This window comes from Piscibacillus sp. B03 (assembly GCF_052246295.1).
Taxonomy (GTDB): domain Bacteria; phylum Bacillota; class Bacilli; order Bacillales; family Alkalibacillaceae; genus Piscibacillus.
On record NZ_JBQQCO010000003.1, the window covers coordinates 94,710 to 112,523 of the forward strand.

The 17,814-nt window shown below is 36.1% G+C and carries 15 protein-coding genes and 2 pseudogenes; 6 read left to right on the forward strand and 11 right to left on the reverse strand.

The window, feature by feature from the left end:
• The first annotated feature begins 61 nt into the window (after window positions 1–61).
• Window positions 62–598 carry a TIGR00730 family Rossman fold protein gene (locus ACTWQB_RS03425; RefSeq protein WP_443137782.1) on the forward strand — a complete coding sequence of 179 codons (537 nt, stop codon included), beginning with the start codon at window positions 62–64 and terminating at the stop codon, window positions 596–598.
• A gap of 46 nt (window positions 599–644) precedes the next feature.
• Here the strand turns inward: ACTWQB_RS03425 and ACTWQB_RS03430 are convergent, their stop codons facing one another.
• The 6 genes from ACTWQB_RS03430 to ACTWQB_RS03455 form a co-directional block, all read right to left on the reverse strand.
• The gene (locus ACTWQB_RS03430; protein ID WP_443137783.1) at window positions 645–2,222 is read right to left on the reverse strand and encodes a hypothetical protein; all 1,578 of its coding nucleotides are present in this window, start codon (window positions 2,220–2,222) and stop codon (window positions 645–647) included.
• A gap of 11 nt (window positions 2,223–2,233) precedes the next feature.
• Entirely contained in the window at window positions 2,234–3,595 is a 1,362-nt protein-coding gene (locus ACTWQB_RS03435) for a hypothetical protein (RefSeq protein ID WP_443137784.1), read from the reverse strand.
• Between the two features lie 10 nt (window positions 3,596–3,605).
• Window positions 3,606–4,145 (reverse strand): histidine phosphatase family protein, encoded by a 540-nt coding sequence (locus ACTWQB_RS03440; RefSeq protein ID WP_443137785.1) that lies wholly within the window; start codon window positions 4,143–4,145, stop codon window positions 3,606–3,608.
• Between the two features lie 105 nt (window positions 4,146–4,250).
• On the reverse strand, window positions 4,251–4,841 hold the full coding sequence (locus ACTWQB_RS03445) for a hypothetical protein (RefSeq protein ID WP_443137786.1): 591 nt from the start codon (window positions 4,839–4,841) through the stop codon (window positions 4,251–4,253).
• Window positions 4,842–4,855: 14 nt separating this feature from the next.
• Window positions 4,856–5,551: an aspartate/glutamate racemase family protein gene (locus ACTWQB_RS03450; protein ID WP_443137787.1), complete on the reverse strand. Its 696-nt coding sequence runs from the start codon at window positions 5,549–5,551 to the stop codon at window positions 4,856–4,858.
• Window positions 5,552–5,596: 45 nt separating this feature from the next.
• Window positions 5,597–6,505: a hypothetical protein gene (locus ACTWQB_RS03455; protein WP_443137788.1), complete on the reverse strand. Its 909-nt coding sequence runs from the start codon at window positions 6,503–6,505 to the stop codon at window positions 5,597–5,599.
• 113 nt (window positions 6,506–6,618) lie between these two features.
• Between ACTWQB_RS03455 and ACTWQB_RS03460 the strand changes: the two genes are divergently transcribed.
• The 3 genes from ACTWQB_RS03460 (at window position 6,619) to ACTWQB_RS03470 (ending at window position 9,774) form a co-directional block, all read left to right on the forward strand.
• Window positions 6,619–7,383, forward strand: a complete 765-nt coding sequence (locus ACTWQB_RS03460; protein WP_443137789.1) for a MerR family transcriptional regulator — start codon at window positions 6,619–6,621, stop codon at window positions 7,381–7,383.
• A 151-nt stretch (window positions 7,384–7,534) separates the two neighbouring features.
• A complete protein-coding gene (locus tag ACTWQB_RS03465) occupies window positions 7,535–9,223 on the forward strand; it encodes a tyrosine-type recombinase/integrase (RefSeq protein ID WP_443137790.1) in 1,689 nt (562 codons plus the stop codon).
• The gene (locus ACTWQB_RS03470; RefSeq protein ID WP_443137791.1) at window positions 9,202–9,774 is read left to right on the forward strand and encodes a hypothetical protein; all 573 of its coding nucleotides are present in this window, start codon (window positions 9,202–9,204) and stop codon (window positions 9,772–9,774) included. The genes ACTWQB_RS03465 and ACTWQB_RS03470 overlap by 22 nt, the downstream gene beginning before the upstream one ends.
• A 228-nt stretch (window positions 9,775–10,002) precedes the next feature.
• On the opposite strand, the gene ACTWQB_RS03475 is transcribed toward ACTWQB_RS03470, so the two are convergent.
• The 3 genes from ACTWQB_RS03475 to ACTWQB_RS03485 all read right to left on the reverse strand — a co-directional run bounded on the left by ACTWQB_RS03475 (window position 10,003) and on the right by ACTWQB_RS03485 (window position 13,443).
• Window positions 10,003–10,620, reverse strand: a complete 618-nt coding sequence (locus ACTWQB_RS03475; protein WP_443137792.1) for a CadD family cadmium resistance transporter — start codon at window positions 10,618–10,620, stop codon at window positions 10,003–10,005.
• Window positions 10,621–10,694: 74 nt separating this feature from the next.
• Window positions 10,695–13,082 (reverse strand): heavy metal translocating P-type ATPase, encoded by a 2,388-nt coding sequence (locus ACTWQB_RS03480; protein ID WP_443137793.1) that lies wholly within the window; start codon window positions 13,080–13,082, stop codon window positions 10,695–10,697.
• Entirely contained in the window at window positions 13,075–13,443 is a 369-nt protein-coding gene (locus ACTWQB_RS03485) for an ArsR/SmtB family transcription factor (protein WP_443137794.1), read from the reverse strand. The genes ACTWQB_RS03480 and ACTWQB_RS03485 overlap by 8 nt, the downstream gene beginning before the upstream one ends.
• Before the next feature lie 423 nt (window positions 13,444–13,866).
• Between ACTWQB_RS03485 and ACTWQB_RS03490 the strand changes: the two are divergent.
• Window positions 13,867–14,232 (forward strand): annotated as a pseudogene (locus ACTWQB_RS03490) (AIM24 family protein); the annotation flags it as partial.
• 64 nt (window positions 14,233–14,296) lie between these two features.
• A complete protein-coding gene (locus ACTWQB_RS03495) occupies window positions 14,297–14,470 on the forward strand; it encodes a YfhD family protein (RefSeq protein WP_443137795.1) in 174 nt (57 codons plus the stop codon).
• Window positions 14,471–14,859: 389 nt separating this feature from the next.
• On the opposite strand, the pseudogene ACTWQB_RS03500 reads toward ACTWQB_RS03495, so the two are convergent.
• A pseudogene (locus ACTWQB_RS03500) lies at window positions 14,860–15,276 on the reverse strand (thioesterase family protein); the annotation flags it as partial.
• Window positions 15,277–15,386: 110 nt separating this feature from the next.
• On the reverse strand, window positions 15,387–17,807 hold the full coding sequence (locus ACTWQB_RS03505; RefSeq protein WP_443137796.1) for a heavy metal translocating P-type ATPase: 2,421 nt from the start codon (window positions 17,805–17,807) through the stop codon (window positions 15,387–15,389).
• Window positions 17,808–17,814: the final 7 nt, after the last annotated feature.

Below are 17,814 nucleotides of genomic sequence, written 5' to 3' on the forward strand. Positions count from 1 at the left end.
CATATAAGCATTTAAGTTAGAATAAGTATTACTATCAAATTGACAGTTAGGAGAGAAGAACATGAAACGTGTTGCTGTCTTTTGTGGTTCAAGAGAAGGAACCAATAAATTATATATGCAAGAAGCTAAAAAACTGGGTGAGCAATTAGCTAAACACAATATTGAACTCGTCTATGGTGGTGCTGTTGTTGGGCTCATGGGGGCAGTTGCAGAAGGTGTTATAGAGAACGGTGGAACTGTAACAGGTGTCATTCCTAAACGTTTAAAAATGATTGAAATTGCTCATGAGGGGCTCAATCAACTCCATGTTGTAAAGGACATGCACGAACGTAAAGCGATGATGGCTAAGCTATCTGATGCATTTATCGCACTTCCAGGTGGTGTTGGAACTTTAGAAGAGTGGTTTGAAGTGTTCACCTGGGCACAAATCGGATATCACCAAAAGCCATGTGCGTTACTTAACACGAATGGTTACTATACACCGTTAGTAAATCTATTCGACCACATGATTACTGAAGGGTTTGCTGATCCACATTACAAGGAAAATGTAATAGTTGAAGATAATGTTAATGATTTGATTAAGTGCTTAACTACATAAATATATTATGGGTCTATGAATACCTGCATTCATAGACCTTGTTTGTTTAAGATGGTTCAATTTCAACTGAGAAGTTTTCATCTATGGTCGTGCTCATCAAGAGATTGGATAACTCTATCGTAAACGTATCACCATTTCCAGGTACGGTGACACCGAATAAATTTCTATCACGGTCCACACTCGTTTTTAAGTGACGGTAGTTAACTTCTTCTCCCTCTAAATCTTTAATCGTAAAGTGATTGAAATCAGAAATTTGACCCCCAAAGTACGGTAGTGATACATTAACAGGCGTATTAAACTTAGAAGAGGCACCATCGTTCTCTACTCTAAGATATACGTATAAGCCTTCTTTAGTAAAATCAAGATGGTCGATAAAGAATTCATTGCCTGAAATCTCACCAATCGATTGATCAACTTCCAACTTCTCTTGATACTTAACCTCTGATGTATCAACATTGAACGCTAGTTTGTCATCTTTAACATAGTGAATTTTTTTAATCGTAATATCTAATGGATCTGGAAACTCATCTGTAGCTCTTATTGGTAACTTTACGTCATAACCATCTATTTTATCTTTAAAATGGTAAACATTTTCATCGTTTATATCTGTTTCAACCCCATACAAATTGTGATTCTCGGCTTGAATAAAAAGGGTATTTCCACCCAGTTGATGTTCTAACTTCTCAATAGTTAAATTGAGTTCGTTCGTATCTATTGTCTTATTGATAGGAATTTCGAATTCATATTGTGCATGTTGTTCTTTATATTCATTCAATGGAATGGTTTGATCAATTAGTTGAAGTCGATTGTTATCAAATCCTATCTCGACATCGAACACAAATTCTCCATTGACGTCATCTATTTCTGATTCATCATGATCTAGAGGTAAATACCTTATCGCTTGATAGATGCGTCCATCGTGATAAACAGGTTCTCTAGTCATCCAATTGTCTCTAAGCGTATACTCGTTATGTGAAAGGTGAAGTGAACTATGCAAACGACCTTCTGGAACGTCACCCACTTTAAAACTATAAAACAGATAAAATCCTTCTGTGTTATACCAAATGCGATCTATTCGAGCATCATTCAAATTATTATGTTCTTGAACAAACGTTTGTTTAATTTCATCAACAACTCCAACCTCTTCAGCTCGTTTCAACCCAGGGACTTCTTCGTAAAAGTACTCGTTTAACTGCTCTTCTGTCTCAAAAACTGTCCATTCATAAGCAGCATCTCTCTTTTTCATAACTAACTCTCTTAAATCTTCTTGTTCATTCATCATGTAACTGTGTAATTTGAAGTAAAAATGTTCTTCTAATCGTTCTTGTCTTTCATTCAATAGTTCAATTTTGTATTGATAAGTATCCAAGTATGATTCTAATTCTTCCAAGCTCATATCTTCATCATACTCAGTCAAATCCAAGTCAATATCTAAATCATCCGGGTTATCAATTAGTTCCTTCTCTTCTTCTACTTCCTCAAGAGGTTCTTCATCAATATCTTCAACCACCCCTTTGGAATCTGGATTAGTCGTCACTTGAATGATAATTACAAACCCAACAAGCAATAGAGCCCCGATCATAACCTGTAAGGTAATACGTTTATTTATAGTCTTCTCCTTCAACCTTCTCCCCCTTACTCATCTAGTGACAAGTCAACCTCAAATGTTGTTCTCTCTGTAATTGATTTTGGATAAGTCAAATCTGATATGGTAATTTCCAATTCTTCTGCTTCCTCAAAAAGCTTCTTAGGAATAGAAATTCCACTCCCAACAATACCTATTTCACTCGTGAAATCATTGCCATCTTGGTCGACTACTGACATTACGTTATTAAACTCCTCACCACGTTTAGCAAATTGACTTAGAATATGATCTGCTTGAAGGCCACTCATTTGTGGTTTAACCCTTAGCTCAACTATATAATCACTTTGTCTGTTCATTACTGTGGAAAGTATATAATCTACACTATTAACCGTAGCAATTTTTTCGTCGACAACTTTGTTATCTTTACCTATGAATTCCTCTGTGTTGAGAGTAAAAGTAAATTCATCATCACTTATTAAAATTACTTTACTTAGTCTAAAATCCACCTCTCCCACATAATCCTCCGTATTATACATTTCTATTTCAAACGGGTCTTGAATATAATCATTAAACATCACGGTGCTACTACGGGTATTAATTTCACCCTCTACAGCAAATAATCTACTATTATTAGATTCATAATCTAATAATAAATAATTACCATGTATACGTCGCTTCACCTTACTTAGAGACAATTTCAAATCCTCTTCCTCATATAAAACCTCATCTAAAGGTACATCAAACGCATATTTGTCTTCTTTTTCTTTCTCAAAAACTAACGGAAGATCTTTACCTAATAAATTGTGGTCACCAGATTGATTCATTAATGCAATATCATATGTATAGTTGTCATCAACTTGAGTTAGTATGTCACCTTGATTGTTTTTAAGCGGCTCTATTTGAACAAGTGAATACAGCTTATCCTCAAATATAAAGAATCCTGCCCCTCGTTTATTAATTGCTCCACTTTCATCATGGCGAAAGGAGGCATGATAACCCTCTTCATCTTCACGGTATTCAGTACTATATATAATATTAATCCCCATAGAGTTATACCAAATAGATTCAATCATAAATTCATTCTCGTCTTGGTCAAAAACAAAACTTTCTTCAACATCTTGTACTAATCCTAGCTCAAAAGCTTTCTCTAACCCCGGAATAGAACTCGAAAACCTTTCTATTAACTCTTCCTTTGAGTATACTTCCATATAATTAGGTTTATACTGTTCTTCTTCTTCAACAAAATCCTCTGGGTTGGCTTCTAGTGACTCTTCCTCTTCTTCCTGCTCCGATTCAAGAGTCAACGTTTTCTCAGTAGGTTCTGTTGTAAATTGTGTATATAGGATGAATACTATGGCCATCACAACGACGATTCCAATCTGATAAGGTTTCATTGTTTTTCTCTTTGACATAGGTCACTACTCACTCCCAAACTCTCTCAATCTTACTATCTTTACCTAACGTAATTTTATATACATCCGGATTTTTTAGGCTTTTCCACTCTTCAAAACCATATTGACGATCAAAATGGTTTAACATCAATATCATCAAGTTACCGTGCGTCACAATGATTGTTGATTTAACTCTTCCAAGTTTAATAGCTTCAATTATAGGTAAAAAGCGCTGCATCGCTTCGAAACTAGATTCCCCACCTGGCAATTTAAAATGTAAGTCTTTAAAGGACTGTTCCAAGGGCTCCATAAAGTTATCTAGCGTTTGACCGCTTAGTATCCGCTCTTTTAAATCTTCATGGACATAGATATCCAAATTTTTAGATTCAGCAGTTGGTAAAATTGAATGGACAGCCCTTGTGTATGGGCTTGTGATTATTTGTTCTACAGCTATATTTTCAAAGAAATCAGCTAGTTGCTGAGATTGATCTTTCCCTTTGTTTGTTAACTCACAATTAGGAGCTTGTCCAGTTGCTTGACAATGTCTAACTAAATAGATGACCTTTTCCATATTTGTAACCTCCTCCAAACTTTATTTCGACAAAAATATGTAAAATCCTTGAATGTATTCATTTTATATAGTAAAAAAATAGGTGGTGGAGCCAGTCTCCACCACCTATTTTTCGTCTACTTTAATTTTCATTAAAAATGCTACTCTATTATTATTTCTTAACTCATCTAAGGAGTCAAAATCCTCTATGGCACTTTCAGAATCGCTTTGATAAAAAGTAGCGATTGTGTATTCTTCCCCTGCTTCAAGTTCCGTTGAGCCTTCAATTAGATAACCATGTGAGGTTGGAAAGCCTTGTTCTAATAATGTATCCATTTTTGAAGTATAAGTTCCACGACTGTCCTCACTATAACTATAAAGTCTTAAGTCTAATTTTTCATCAGCAGGGTCTATGATTGTCCAACCAATTGACTCTGAATCCACATTAATATTCTCATCTATTGAACGTATTTGACCTTGTTCACCGCTCACTTCGGTACCATACTCAAAAACTTCTATCCACAAATCCATTTTTGTGTTTTCTGAATCATGGTATGTGATATCAAATTCAAAAATCGGCCCTAAACTCAATCGTTCAGCTGCTTGCTTAGTATCAAATTCTTCAAGCGGCTCAATTGTTGCAAGACCTTTTTTGCTTTCTGTTGCACTACAAGCCATTAACAATAATAACAATAACAACACAAAATACTTTCTCATATTCCCTTTATCTCCTATTCTTCCTCAAGCGCAACTTTTACAGCTTTATTGGCGTGCATAATCGTTGTGTCAAAGACTGGAACATCAACATCGTGTTCGTTAATCAATAACCCAATTTCAGTACATCCAAGAATTATACCTTCTGCTCCTTGATTAACCAACTCTTGAATGACATTTAAATAATAAGCTTTAGATTCTCCTTTTAATTCCCCATGTACAAGCTCATTGAAAATAATGTCATTTATTTTGTCCTGCTGCTCTTCTTTTGGAACATTCACTTCTAACCCATACTCTTCAATACGTTCTTTATAAAAAGGTTGTTCCATCGTATATTTGGTTCCGATCAAACCTACTTTTTTAAGCCCTTTATCTAATATAGCTTCCGCTGTCGCATCTGCAATATGCAGTATAGGAATTGTAATACGTTCTTCAATAATCTCTACGACTTTGTGCATCGTATTAGTCGCCAATATGATAAAATCTGCTCCTGCAAGCTCTAAAGATCTCGCAGCATACCATAGGGAGTCGCCCGCTTTCCACCATTCACCTTTAGTCTGATTCTCTTCAATTGGAGCAAAATCCACACTATACATAATAATTTGAGCAGAATGCAGTCCACCTAATTCTTGATTTACTTTTTCGTTGATTAACCGGTAATAAGTTGCTGATGATTCCCAACTCATACCTCCAATTACACCAATGGTTTTCATAATTTCACCTCTCCTCGACATTACCCGGGAAATATTTTCACAAAACTACAAATTTATATCTGTAGATTCGACAAGTTGTATCCCATAGTGGTCTATTAATGCTTTCCAAGCTTTTTCGTTTTCTTCCTCAAATCCCGGAATGCAACTCATCCCATCTGATAAAACATAGATGTTCTTCAACCATTTTATATCATCAGAGAAATGTTCTACAATTTGTCGAACTGATTCATACACGCAATGAGATTCTGCTTCACCTGCTATAATGACTTTATCAAACTGTCTTACATACTTTAATAGATCTTCGTTTGTTTGATTTTCTCGACTATACTCGGGTTTAATAATTCCGTACATTTCACTTAACGGGTCTTGACCTTTAACTACTTTAGTCACCTTCGTTTGTCGAGCAATGGAGTGAAAATGAACCATTCTAGAGAATTGACTCTCTAAAGCAGCTCCAGGTGTTCCCATAATACAATGATATGGCCAGATGCATAGATTTTTTTGACCTTTTTCTTCTAATTTACGTACATAGTCTATACTAGCTTTCTTCTCTTTAACCGGAATCCATTTTTCATCTTTCAAGTCTTCAGAAGTTATAATCGTAAGTGGCTCGGGGTGCTTACCTTCAGAATCTACCCACCATGATGGATGGAAAATTTGATTTAACTCATGTGTATCTAATGAAACAGCGATGTTTGTAATTTTATCTAAGTTGTTATATAAAAATTTAGTCGTTCGTTCTACATCTTTGTGAGCTCCAGGTACACCTAAAGCCCCTTCTTCCATGAAATCATTTTGAATATCAATTCCTAAGTAAAGTACTTTTTGTTGGTCTTCATGTGAAGGCTTAATATCTTCATTTAGTGCTAACGAAACAACTTCATTCAAGTCAACTTTTTCATATGTACCTATTTTTGCGACATTCACAATCTTTTCAAAAGATGTGTTAATCATGTCATCCCCTCCCTATGATATATTATAAACGATATGGAGTTGACTTTCATTTTTCCAAATTTCTGTTGACCCTAACGTTACGTCATAGCTTAAAGTAAAATTGAGGTGATGAGATGTATCAAGTTAAGGAAGTATCTGAACTGTCGGGAGTTAGTGTGCGCACACTTCACCACTATGACAAAATAGGATTATTAAAACCGTCTAATGTTAAAGAAAATGGGTACCGATTATATAACGATGAGAACCTTCAACAACTACAGCAAATTTTATTCTTTAAGGAACTTGATTTTTCTCTACAAGAAATCAAAGAATTTCTGTCTGATGAAACGTTCGATCAAACTGAAGCCTTACTCAACCACAAAACATTATTAGAGAAGAGAAAGCATCGCCTCGAGAAGCTAATTAATACGATTGACGAAACGATTTATTCAATGAAGGAGGGTAAAGAAATGAGTAAGAAAAAGATGTTTGAAAGCTTTAGCATGGTTGAGATTAATGCTCATCAACAAAAATATGCTAAAGAAACAAAAGATAAATACGGTCATACGGATGCCTATAAACAATCTCAACAACGAGCTTCACAGTACACCGAACAAGATTGGCAATCCATACAAGAACAGTCGAACAGTATTTATACTCGATTAGCTAACTTGATGGATCACCCAGCGGATGATGAAGACGTACAAAAAGTCATCGGTGAATGGCATTCGTTAATTAACGACAACTTTTATGAATGCCCACCCGAAATGTTTAAAGGATTAGGTGATATGTATGTTAGCGACGAACGATTCACCCAAAACATTGATCAATATGGCAACGGCTTAGCCGAGTTCATGAAAGATGCTATGCACATTTATAGTGATAACATGACTAAATAGAAAGCTGATGGTATTGTGACGATAACAGCCCACGTCCGGAGCCTGTAGTAAGTTTGACTTAGCATGTTTGAGGCTGGGACAAAACAATTTTTAACCTAGAGAAAGACGAATATTAGGGTGCTTGTGACTCCTAATATTCGTCTTCATTTTTTTGCCATGTCAAAATGCTTCGCTTACCGCAGGCACGGCTTCAACTTCACAAAACTCACTCTTGTTCGTTTGGTGGGATTTTCAGCTCGTGCTGTTCCTGCAGGTGTCTCAGCATTTTGACAAGGCTAATAGCACTCAATGTTCGTTTTCTGATAAGCTACTTTTCTTTTGTCCCAGCCTCCTTAAAAATTTTTTAGCCGACACCAAAACCGAACGTTCTCTAACAGACAAAAAGCAGGCTATTAAAATGTTTTTGTCGGAGATTGAACTTAGAGTATTAGGTGTTAATTTTTCGGAGTGTTATAAATATCTTAATAAAATTAATAGCAAGAAAGTTAAAGTTGAGAGAGAAAAAGGAAAACATAAATTTATTCCAATAGATATACACAACAGAATAATCTCTTTAGCCATTCGGGATTTACGTAATGAGAATTTACGTCTTACCCAACGCGCAGCTGCTTGTATGATTGTTTTATTAGCTGAAACTGGAATGCGGATTGGCGAATTTAGAATTTTGGAAGTAGATAGCTTGGAGAAAATAAGTATTAAAGGTGAATCCGAAGTCTTTTATTATCTCAACTTTAAGACTTTTAAAACAGTGAAAGAAAAAGATTTTAAGTGGACTAGAAGTTTTATTACAGAAAACGCCCTAATTGCTTATAAAACACTTACCGAGATATTTAGAGAGAGAAGAAAGTCAGATTACTTATTTGTTAAGGAAAGTGGAACAGAAGTATCAAAAACCTTATTACGATATCGCCTAGTGGAGTTCTTTTATCGACATCAAAATGATTTACAGCTCGATAAAATTATGGACCACGAAATAAGCCAGTTTGCCGTGACAAGAAAGAGAAATTTCAAATCTGCAAAATTTATTCCAGATGATGAAATGGATAGAGATATTTACTATGTTACCTTCCATCAATATCGGGTCGTACTAGCTTCGATTTTATACAATAAAGGTTATCATCTAGATTTCATTCGCCAACATATGAACCATTTAACCGAAGAAATGACCAAACATTATATTCGCCTTAAAGAAATCGAAAAATTAGAGGTAAATGCCATCGAGACGTTGCAGAAGAGGTCATCGAAGGACGGTTCAACACTTATATCAGATGCAAATGAAGCCTCTGATAAATATATAAGAGAAGAACTACAATCTGTACAGTATCAGGAGATTTATAACCAGATTAATAGGTTTCTGAAAAAGAATAAATTTAACATTTTCACAGATATAAATGAAATTATAGATAGACTTTCAAGAACTGATCACCCGATTGCAGACATGGAATTGGGTATATGTGCGAAGTCCTTCAACAAACTCTGCGAACGAAATGAATATATATCAAGTATTAATGATGCCTATTATCTTGGTGTTCAGATTCATTCATTAGATGATTTACCATATTCGGTAAAACGATTCCGCGAAAAGACGAGTATCATTGCATACAATGAAAAATTGTACAAGAAAAACCAAAAATATCGTAACGAATTTGAAAGAGAATTAAAAGGTATTAGAAAATATATTGAGCGAAAGTTAAATCCAGAGTTAATGTTGCTTAAAGATGAAATTTGTGACATTGGTTTTGAAGGAGTTCATAACAAATACCCCAAACTTACGGAGATTATCGGAAACATCAGTGATATTGAAAAGGAAGTGCAGAAATGGAACGAGAAAACATTATAGATGCCACTCAGGAACGTTTAGAACAATTCAATTTAGGTGGTTTAAATCGTTATAAGGAAAGTACCCAAGAACAGTTTATTACGATTGAACAATACTTTCTTGAAACCGAGGAACGGATCAAAAAAGCTCTTGAAGAAATTAAGTCCATAAACTTCAATATTCGAGGGATATGTAATGCAACAAATATTTCTAAAAGTACCATTTACAACAAGCCGAATACATTGCGTTTATATATTGAGAAACGTATTGATGTGATTGAAAAGCAAGACATACTACCAAAAAGCAAACAAGGGAAGACACAGGAACGAATGGCAGAACTTGAGGCTTTTCTTGATAAGTCCATTATAGACCAAATAGAATTTAATAATTTGAAAGTACATAATGAAGATTTGCAAGATGAGGTTAATCGACTTGCCAATAAAAATGAACTTTTAAACTTGGAACGTGCCGAGCTTGTTAAAAAAATAAATGAAATGGAGTTAGAACTTAGGAAATTACGAAATAAAAAAGGAAATGTCATTCCATATAATCAGGATAAAGTTAAGGTATGACTTATTAAAAATCCTGATGGGAATAGAATTGTATAAGGGGCTTCCCTATTAAAAATAGAATATAAAGAGCAGCAAAGCAATAAACGGTTTTGTTACATATCGCATAAAACTATTTTAAAATTTTACTGCTTATTGTTATGGTACTTTTGTTTACAAAATAAATGGGTCAGTTCAGAGACTAACCCATTTATTATAAATTTGTCATTCCCAGTTAAGCTAAACCACCCGTTAAAACAGGAAAGAGAATAGAGCGTTGAATGTGCCGTTTTCAAACATGATATAGATTCCTAGTGCTATAAAAACAATGGGAACGATCCAACGTTGATACTTCTCAATTTTTTCCGCTACAAAGTTCAAATGGGCTAAACGATAGCCGGCATAGAGTAAAACACCAATCATAATTAAAATGACGATAATCGTAACAACGAGTTCAGTCGCATTTAACGTTGTGAAATACGGTACATAAATGGAAAAGTCATCCGCACTGGAAGCCAATACGATAAAAGTGACTGACACCCATAACTGATTAAACCTACCTGAAGAAAATATGGACAAAATTTTGCCTTCATCTTCATCCTCTTCTCCTTTAATCCATATTTTTATACCTAAGTAAAGTGGTAAAAGTCCAAGTATTCCTATAACCCATTGTTGGGGAATTAGGTTAACAACTCCTAGAGCAACTACAAGACTTGCTCCTATAACAAGTATCGTTCCAATATACTTACCTATCCAAATATGTTTTTCCTGTCCTTTTTTAATTTGCGAAAACAAGAGAATCAAAATAACAAGATAATCAATTCCTGTTGCTACATAAACAGCAGCTGCTGTTAGTATCGTTGTAATCATTTTTTCAGCTCCTTTTTGGGATAGGGCTTCTCAATGGAAAGAAAAGCCCTTAGATTGCAAATATATGTTTATATTTATCTCTCTTTCACTCGCATTAGCCTTAAACCATTTAATGCTACCAAAAGAGTTGCTCCCATATCTGAAAGTATGGCAATCCAAAGTGTTAACCAACCGGGGACAACCAGTAATAAGGCAATAAATTTAATAGCTAGTGCAAAGGTAATATTTTGCTTAATTATAGTAAGTGCTTTTCGGCTTAGTTTCACAGAAAATGGAAGTTTTCTTAAATCGTCCCCCATTAAAGCTACATCTGCTGTTTCAAGGGCAGTATCTGTTCCAGCTCCACCCATTGCAATTCCAACAGTAGAGGCAGCTAACGCAGGGGCATCATTGACACCATCTCCAACCATCGCTACGTTGCCATATTTAGATCTCAATTGTTTAATAAATTCTAATTTGTCTTGTGGCAATAGTTCTGCTTGAATATCCGTTACCCCAACATGACCTCCAATTGCATTGGCTGTACCTTTGTTGTCACCTGTAAGCATGATGGTTTTTTTGATTCCAAGTTGATGTAACTTTTGAATAATTTCCTTGCTTGATTCACGTACTTCATCAGCTACTGCAATGACAGCAAGCATTTCTTTTTCGGTTCCAACCACCATTACAGTTTTACCCTGATTTTGAAGGGACTTAACAAGTTGATCTTGTTCGTTATTAAAATCAACTGATAGATTCTCAAATAATTTCGGATTTCCAATGTAGTAAGTCGTGCCGTTAATAGTACCCTTAATTCCTTTTCCTGTGATAGAAGAGAAATCATCCACAATTACATCATAAGGAATGTTCTCCTCTTCTGCTTTTTTCATAATGGCTGAAGCGAGAGGGTGCTGAGAGCGATATTCTAATGCAGTAATGATAGATAACATTTCTTTTGCATTTCCCTGATTGTTTATCACTTTAAAATCTGTTACAACTGGAATTCCTTTTGTTAATGTACCCGTTTTGTCAAAGGCAATCGCTTTTAAGGCGCCCATTTCTTCCAGATAAATTCCGCCTTTGATAAGCACACCTTTTTTAGCTGCATTTCCAATGGCTGAAACAATAGAAATTGGGGTTGAAATAACTAATGCACAAGGACAACCAACGACAAGAACAGCTAGCCCTTGGTAAACCCATGTTCCCCAGCTCCCACCAAATAATAATGGTGGCACAACAGCAACCAGTCCTGCGATAATCATAATAATAGGTGTATAATATTTTGCAAATTTATCTACAAACGCTTGAGATGGCGCACGTTCCCCTTGAGCCTCTTCGACAAGGTGAATAATTTTGGAGATTGTTGTATCTTCAACAAGCTTTGTTACTTTAACCTCAAGCATTCCCTCTTCGTTTAATGTTCCTGCAAAAACTTCATCATCCACTGTTTTCTCGACAGGGACTGACTCGCCTGTAATAGCCGCTTGATTAACAGCAGAGTAACCATTTACTACTACACCATCCATAGCAAGCTTTTGACCGGGTTTCACAATCATAATATCGCCAACAGCAATATCATCAACATGGATCATCATTTCTTGTCCATTTCTTCTAACAAGCGCCTCTTTAGGAGCAATATCCATTAAAGATCGAATCGATTGTCTTGCTCGATCCATAGAGAATCTTTCTAGAGATTCACTAATTGCAAAGAGAATAACAACAATTGCACCTTCTGCCCATTCGCCAATAATAGCTGCTCCAATAATAGCCACTGTCATAAGAGTTTTCATGTCAAATTCAAAATGTAGCAAGTTTTGAAACCCGACTTTAAAGAGTGAATATCCGCCAATTACTATCGCTGCTGCAAACAATAGGGAAGTAATAATATTTTCTTCTCCATTAACAAACTGAGAAATATAACCAAAAACGATTAATAAAGAAGCATATAATAACGTGCTGTGTTTTTTATAAAATGGCTCTTTTTCTTCTTTAACCTCTTGTTTCTCTTCTCTTAATGGTTTATCTTGAGTCACTTTAAGATTTTCAAAAGCACCAGCTTTTTCTAATTCTTCAATGGTTGTATCGCCATATACCTCGATTTTAGACGCTCCAAAATTTACTTTTGCATCCTGAACCCCTGATAAGTTTTTTACATTCTTTTCGAATTTGCCCGCACAATTAGCACACGAAAATCCTTCAACCCGGTACACGTTTTTATCCTGATGAACAACAATTGGTGATTGCCGTTTTGGTTTTTCAGGCATTACTTTAAGGTTTTCAAAAGCTCCTGCTTTCTCTAATTCTTCAACAGTTGCATCACCATACACAGATATTTTAGATGCGCCGAAATTAACTTTTGCGTCTTGAACATTGGGTAGTTTCTTAACATTTCTTTCGAATTTCCCTGCACAATTCGCACATGAAAAGCCTTGTACTCGGTAGGAAGTCATTTCCAATTCGGATCGATCGGCTTGTTCAGACATTTACCTCCACCTCTTTCTTGTGTGTTAATGCAATCATCATAATTTGTTTGATATGTTCATCGTTTAACGAATAAAAGGAGAGCTTTCCTTCCTTTCGATATTTGACAATCCTTTGCTTATAAAGTGTTCGTAAATGATGAGAAGCATTAGCAACCGTAACTCCTAAGATATTCGCTATATCACAAACACATAGTTCATCATCTCGACATAAAGCATAGGTGATTTTTGCTCTATTTTCGTCGGCAATTGCTTTTAACATTTGAGAAACACCTGAAATATCTACTGCTCGTAAATCACCCTGTATTCGATTAACTTTTTCCTCGTCATAACAAAAAATTTCACAAGTATCTTTCTTATTCAAATCATCACCTCATTCAAGTATTTGTTTGAATATAGAATAACCTTTTTTCATTTCTTATTCAAGTGAAAACTTGAGTGAAATAAAAGAAGAATTGGGATTTCCCATTTTTAATAATAATTTCCTCAACTAATCTTCCCGTTAGGAGTCTCAGTGCAATATGAATAACCGGATTACAATGTAAAATCAGTAAAAAATCACATGCAATATTAGCTATAGCTTAAAATGTTCTACAATGAGATGATTGATAAGAAAAAAGAATAAAAGCGTCCAATAAAAATGGTTAATTTATTTTATTATCATGAATGTTTGTTTCCTATTTTAGATATTTATCATATAGGAATGTGTCCAACTCATTACATTAGGAAAACTCAATACTTTACAGGGTTTATTTACTTGGACATATTTTAAGGTAGTATAAGAGCTGGGTTTATTATGCAAAAGCTTGAAGGTGATGGTATGGCCTTTGTTCATGCTGGTGGAACCATTCACCGAAAGGATTTAAAAGAGGGCGAGACTCTGCGCGTTGATACAGGTTGTCTCGTTGCGTTAACAAGAGACGTTGATTATGATATTCAATATGTCGGTGGAGTTAAAACGGCGTTATTTGGTGGTGAAGGATTATTCTTCGCTACTCTTAAAGGACCTGGATCAGTTTGGGTACAATCGTTACCATTTAGCCGTTTAGCTAGTCGTGTGTTTGCCGCAACGCCCGAACGTGGAGGAGAACAAAAAGGAGAAGGCAGCTTAGCCCAAGGCTTATTCGACATTTTCGGTGGCGACAGAAGATGATTTGAATGACTCATTAATATTTTACACATACTAACCTTAATTCTTCGGATTGAGGTGATGATAGATGGGTAAAGATGAACATAAATCTAAAAGCAGAAATCCCATAGCGCAAACGCCTAAGAACCAACTGAGAGCTCAAGATGTTGAGTTTTCTCAATCAATGGCTGATCAAGAAGATTTAGAAGCACAAGCAAGAGCTCGTGAGGCTGAACGCCGCCAAGAAAATCAAAAACGATAGTAAGATGAAACGAGGTTGGGACAAAAGAAAAGTAGTTGATCAGGAAACGAATATTGAGTGCTTTTAGCGTAGTCAAAATGCTGAGACACCTGGTCGGCTAAAAACGGCCACGTCCTGCGCCTGCGATTACTCGGCGCAAACTTAAGCAAAGAAGTAACGCAAGCAGCATTTGTGGCCAACGCCGACACTAGACCGTCCAGGTCGTCGCAGGAACAGCACGAGCTGAAAATCACCCCAAATGAACTGGAGTGAGTTTGGGGAAGTTGAAGCCGTGCCTGCGGTAACAGAAGCATTTTGACTTAGCAAAAATGAAGACGAATATTAGGAGTGATATGCTCCATAATATTCGTCTTTTCTAGGCCTACAAATGTTTTGTCCCGGGCTCGTTTCTATTTACGTTTTATACCAATAACTCTTCCCACTTGTTTCGGTCGACTCATGCCTTTATGAACCGACCAGGCTTCCTCGATTTTATGAAGAAATTCATCAGGAAAACTTGCTGATTTTCTAGTTTGATGATTCACACCAATAACCATTTGTTCACTCGTTGCAACAGGCGTTCCTGCTTCATTTTTCATAATAAAAAACAAATGCATGCGTTTTGAGTCATAGTCAATTAATTGCCAATCCAGTTGTAATGTTTCACCTAGTAGAACTTCTTTCAAGTAGCAAATATGTGATTCCAATGTGAAATATGTATAGTTATAATCATTTAATTTTTCACGTGTAATGCCAAGACTTAACATCATTTGAAAACCAGCTTTACTAAAAACTTTGGCGTACTCTGCATCATTCATATGCCCGTTATAATCGACCCAATCTTCTTAAACCTGAACCTTGTAATTTAATGAAACAGTCATCCAGTTTCCTCCTTTTAAAAATATGCTAGCAGGGATTGCCCTACTAGCATACAGGTTTATATTTTTTGTTTTTTCAAGCGTAACGAGTTCGATACAACCGATACGGAGCTAAATGCCATGGCAGCTCCCGCTACCCATGGAGCTAGTAAACCAACTGCTGCGACTGGAATACCCATACTATTATAGAAGAATGCCCAGAATAAGTTCTGTCTTATATTTCTCATGGTTTTCTTACTCAATTTAATCGCGTAAGAAATATTGGACAAGTCTCCTCCAACTAACGTTACATCAGCTGCTTCTATTGCAACATCCGTACCCGTTCCTATTGCCATACCTATATCAGCAGTCGCTAACGCTGGAGCATCGTTAATACCGTCACCAACCATCGCAACTTTCTTACCTTCATCTTGTAATTTTTTCACTTGATCAGCTTTATGCTCAGGTAAAACTTCTGCGAATACGTTGTCTTCAGAAATACCAACTTCTTTTGCAACTGCTCTAGCTGTTCGAGTGTTATCCCCAGTCATCATATAGACTTCAACACCAAGGTCTTGTAATTCTTTAATGGCAGCTGTTGAAGTCGGTTTTACCGTATCAGCAATTGCGATCACAAACCTTAGTTCTTGATCAATAGCTGCTAAAACAGCTGTTTTGCCTTCTTTTTCAAACTCTTGTAGTTTATCTTCGGCAAAATCTGTATTAATTCCTTTTTCAGTCATTAATTTTCTTGTTCCTATTAATATCTCTCGATCCGACACATTAGCTAGAATCCCGTGACCGGAAACTGCTTCAAACGTTGATGGATCTTGCACTTCATAATCATGTTCTGTTGCATAAGCCATAACCGCTTCAGCTAACGGGTGCTCTGAACGTTTTTCAGCTCCTGCAACTAAAGCAAAGTCTTCTTCAGATCCCGAAATAGTTACAACATTTGTAACACGCGGCTTTCCTTCTGTAATTGTTCCTGTTTTATCTAATAAGACAGCTTCAATAGACTGTGTGCCTTCTAGGTATTCTCCACCTTTAAATAAAATCCCTTTCTCTGCACTACGCCCTGAACCAACCATAATAGAAGTTGGTGTCGCAAGACCTAATGCACAAGGACAGGCGATTACCAAGACAGCAATTGATGCTTCCAATGCTGATGACCATACACCAGGATCAACAATCAAGAACCATACAAAGAATGTGACAATGGCAATTGCAACAACTATTGGCACAAAGATTCCAGAAATTTTATCCGCCATTCGTTGAATTGGAGCTTTTGAACCTTGTGCTTCTTCAACGATTTTAATAATACCTGAAAGTGCAGTATCTTTTCCTACCTTTTTTGCCACCATAGTAATTGTACCGTTTTTATTAATCGTCGAACCTATGACAGGATCATTTTCATTTTTATCGACTGGAATTGATTCTCCTGTAATCATCGATTCATCGATGGATGACGACCCTTGAATCACTTCACCATCGACTGGAATTTTTTCACCTGGTTTAACGATAATGTGATCCCCGACTTGAACTTGCTCTACCGGGATTCGCTCCTCTTCACCATTGCGTAAAACGGTCGCTTCTTTTGCTTGTAGTTTTAACAAATTCGTAATAGCAGCTGTTGTACGTCCCTTTGCCAATGCTTCAAAATATTTACCTAGTATAATGAGTGTAATGATGATGGCACTTGTTTCAAAATACAATTCAGCATGCATCGTTAAACCTGTCTGCCACATCAAGGTCTGAACCACACTGTAAAAATACGCTGCTGAGGTACCTAATGCGACTAATACATCCATATTAGCACTCTTATTGGCTAAAGCCCTGTAAGCTCCAGTGTAAAATGGCCAACCAACGTAAAATTGTACGATTGTCGCTAATACAAATTGTGTCCAGGGATATTCAATAAATGCTGGTGCTGACAAACCTATGTCAAACGGCATATGCCCCAGCATGGTTAATAATAGTGGGAAAGAAAAAATTGCTGAAAAGATAAACAGCCTTTTCTTTTCACGAATTTCTTTTTCCTTGTGAGACTCTTTTTCCTCATTATCTTGTTTAACGACTGCTTCATAACCTAACTTTTTAACTTTTTCTAAGACATCGTCTAATGATACGACCCCAGGGGTATATTCAATCGTTCCAGATTCTGTCGCTAAGTTAATGTTAGCTTCCTTAATACCTTCCATTTTAGAAAGGCCTTTTTCAATTCGGGTTGAACATGCAGCACAAGTCATCCCTCTAATATCGAGCTCAACCTTTTCTTCTTGAACACCGTAACCCAGCTTTTGAATCCGATCGATTACATCGTGAACAGTAGCTTGATTTTCATCAAATGAGACTGATGCTTTTTCCATTGATAAGTTCACATTCGCATCGACCCCATCCATCTTATTTAAAACTTTTTCTATTCTAGTAGAACAGGCTGAACACGTCATACCTGTAATATCTAATTGGGTTTGTTTACGGTTATTCTCTTCCGTAGCCAATTATAAC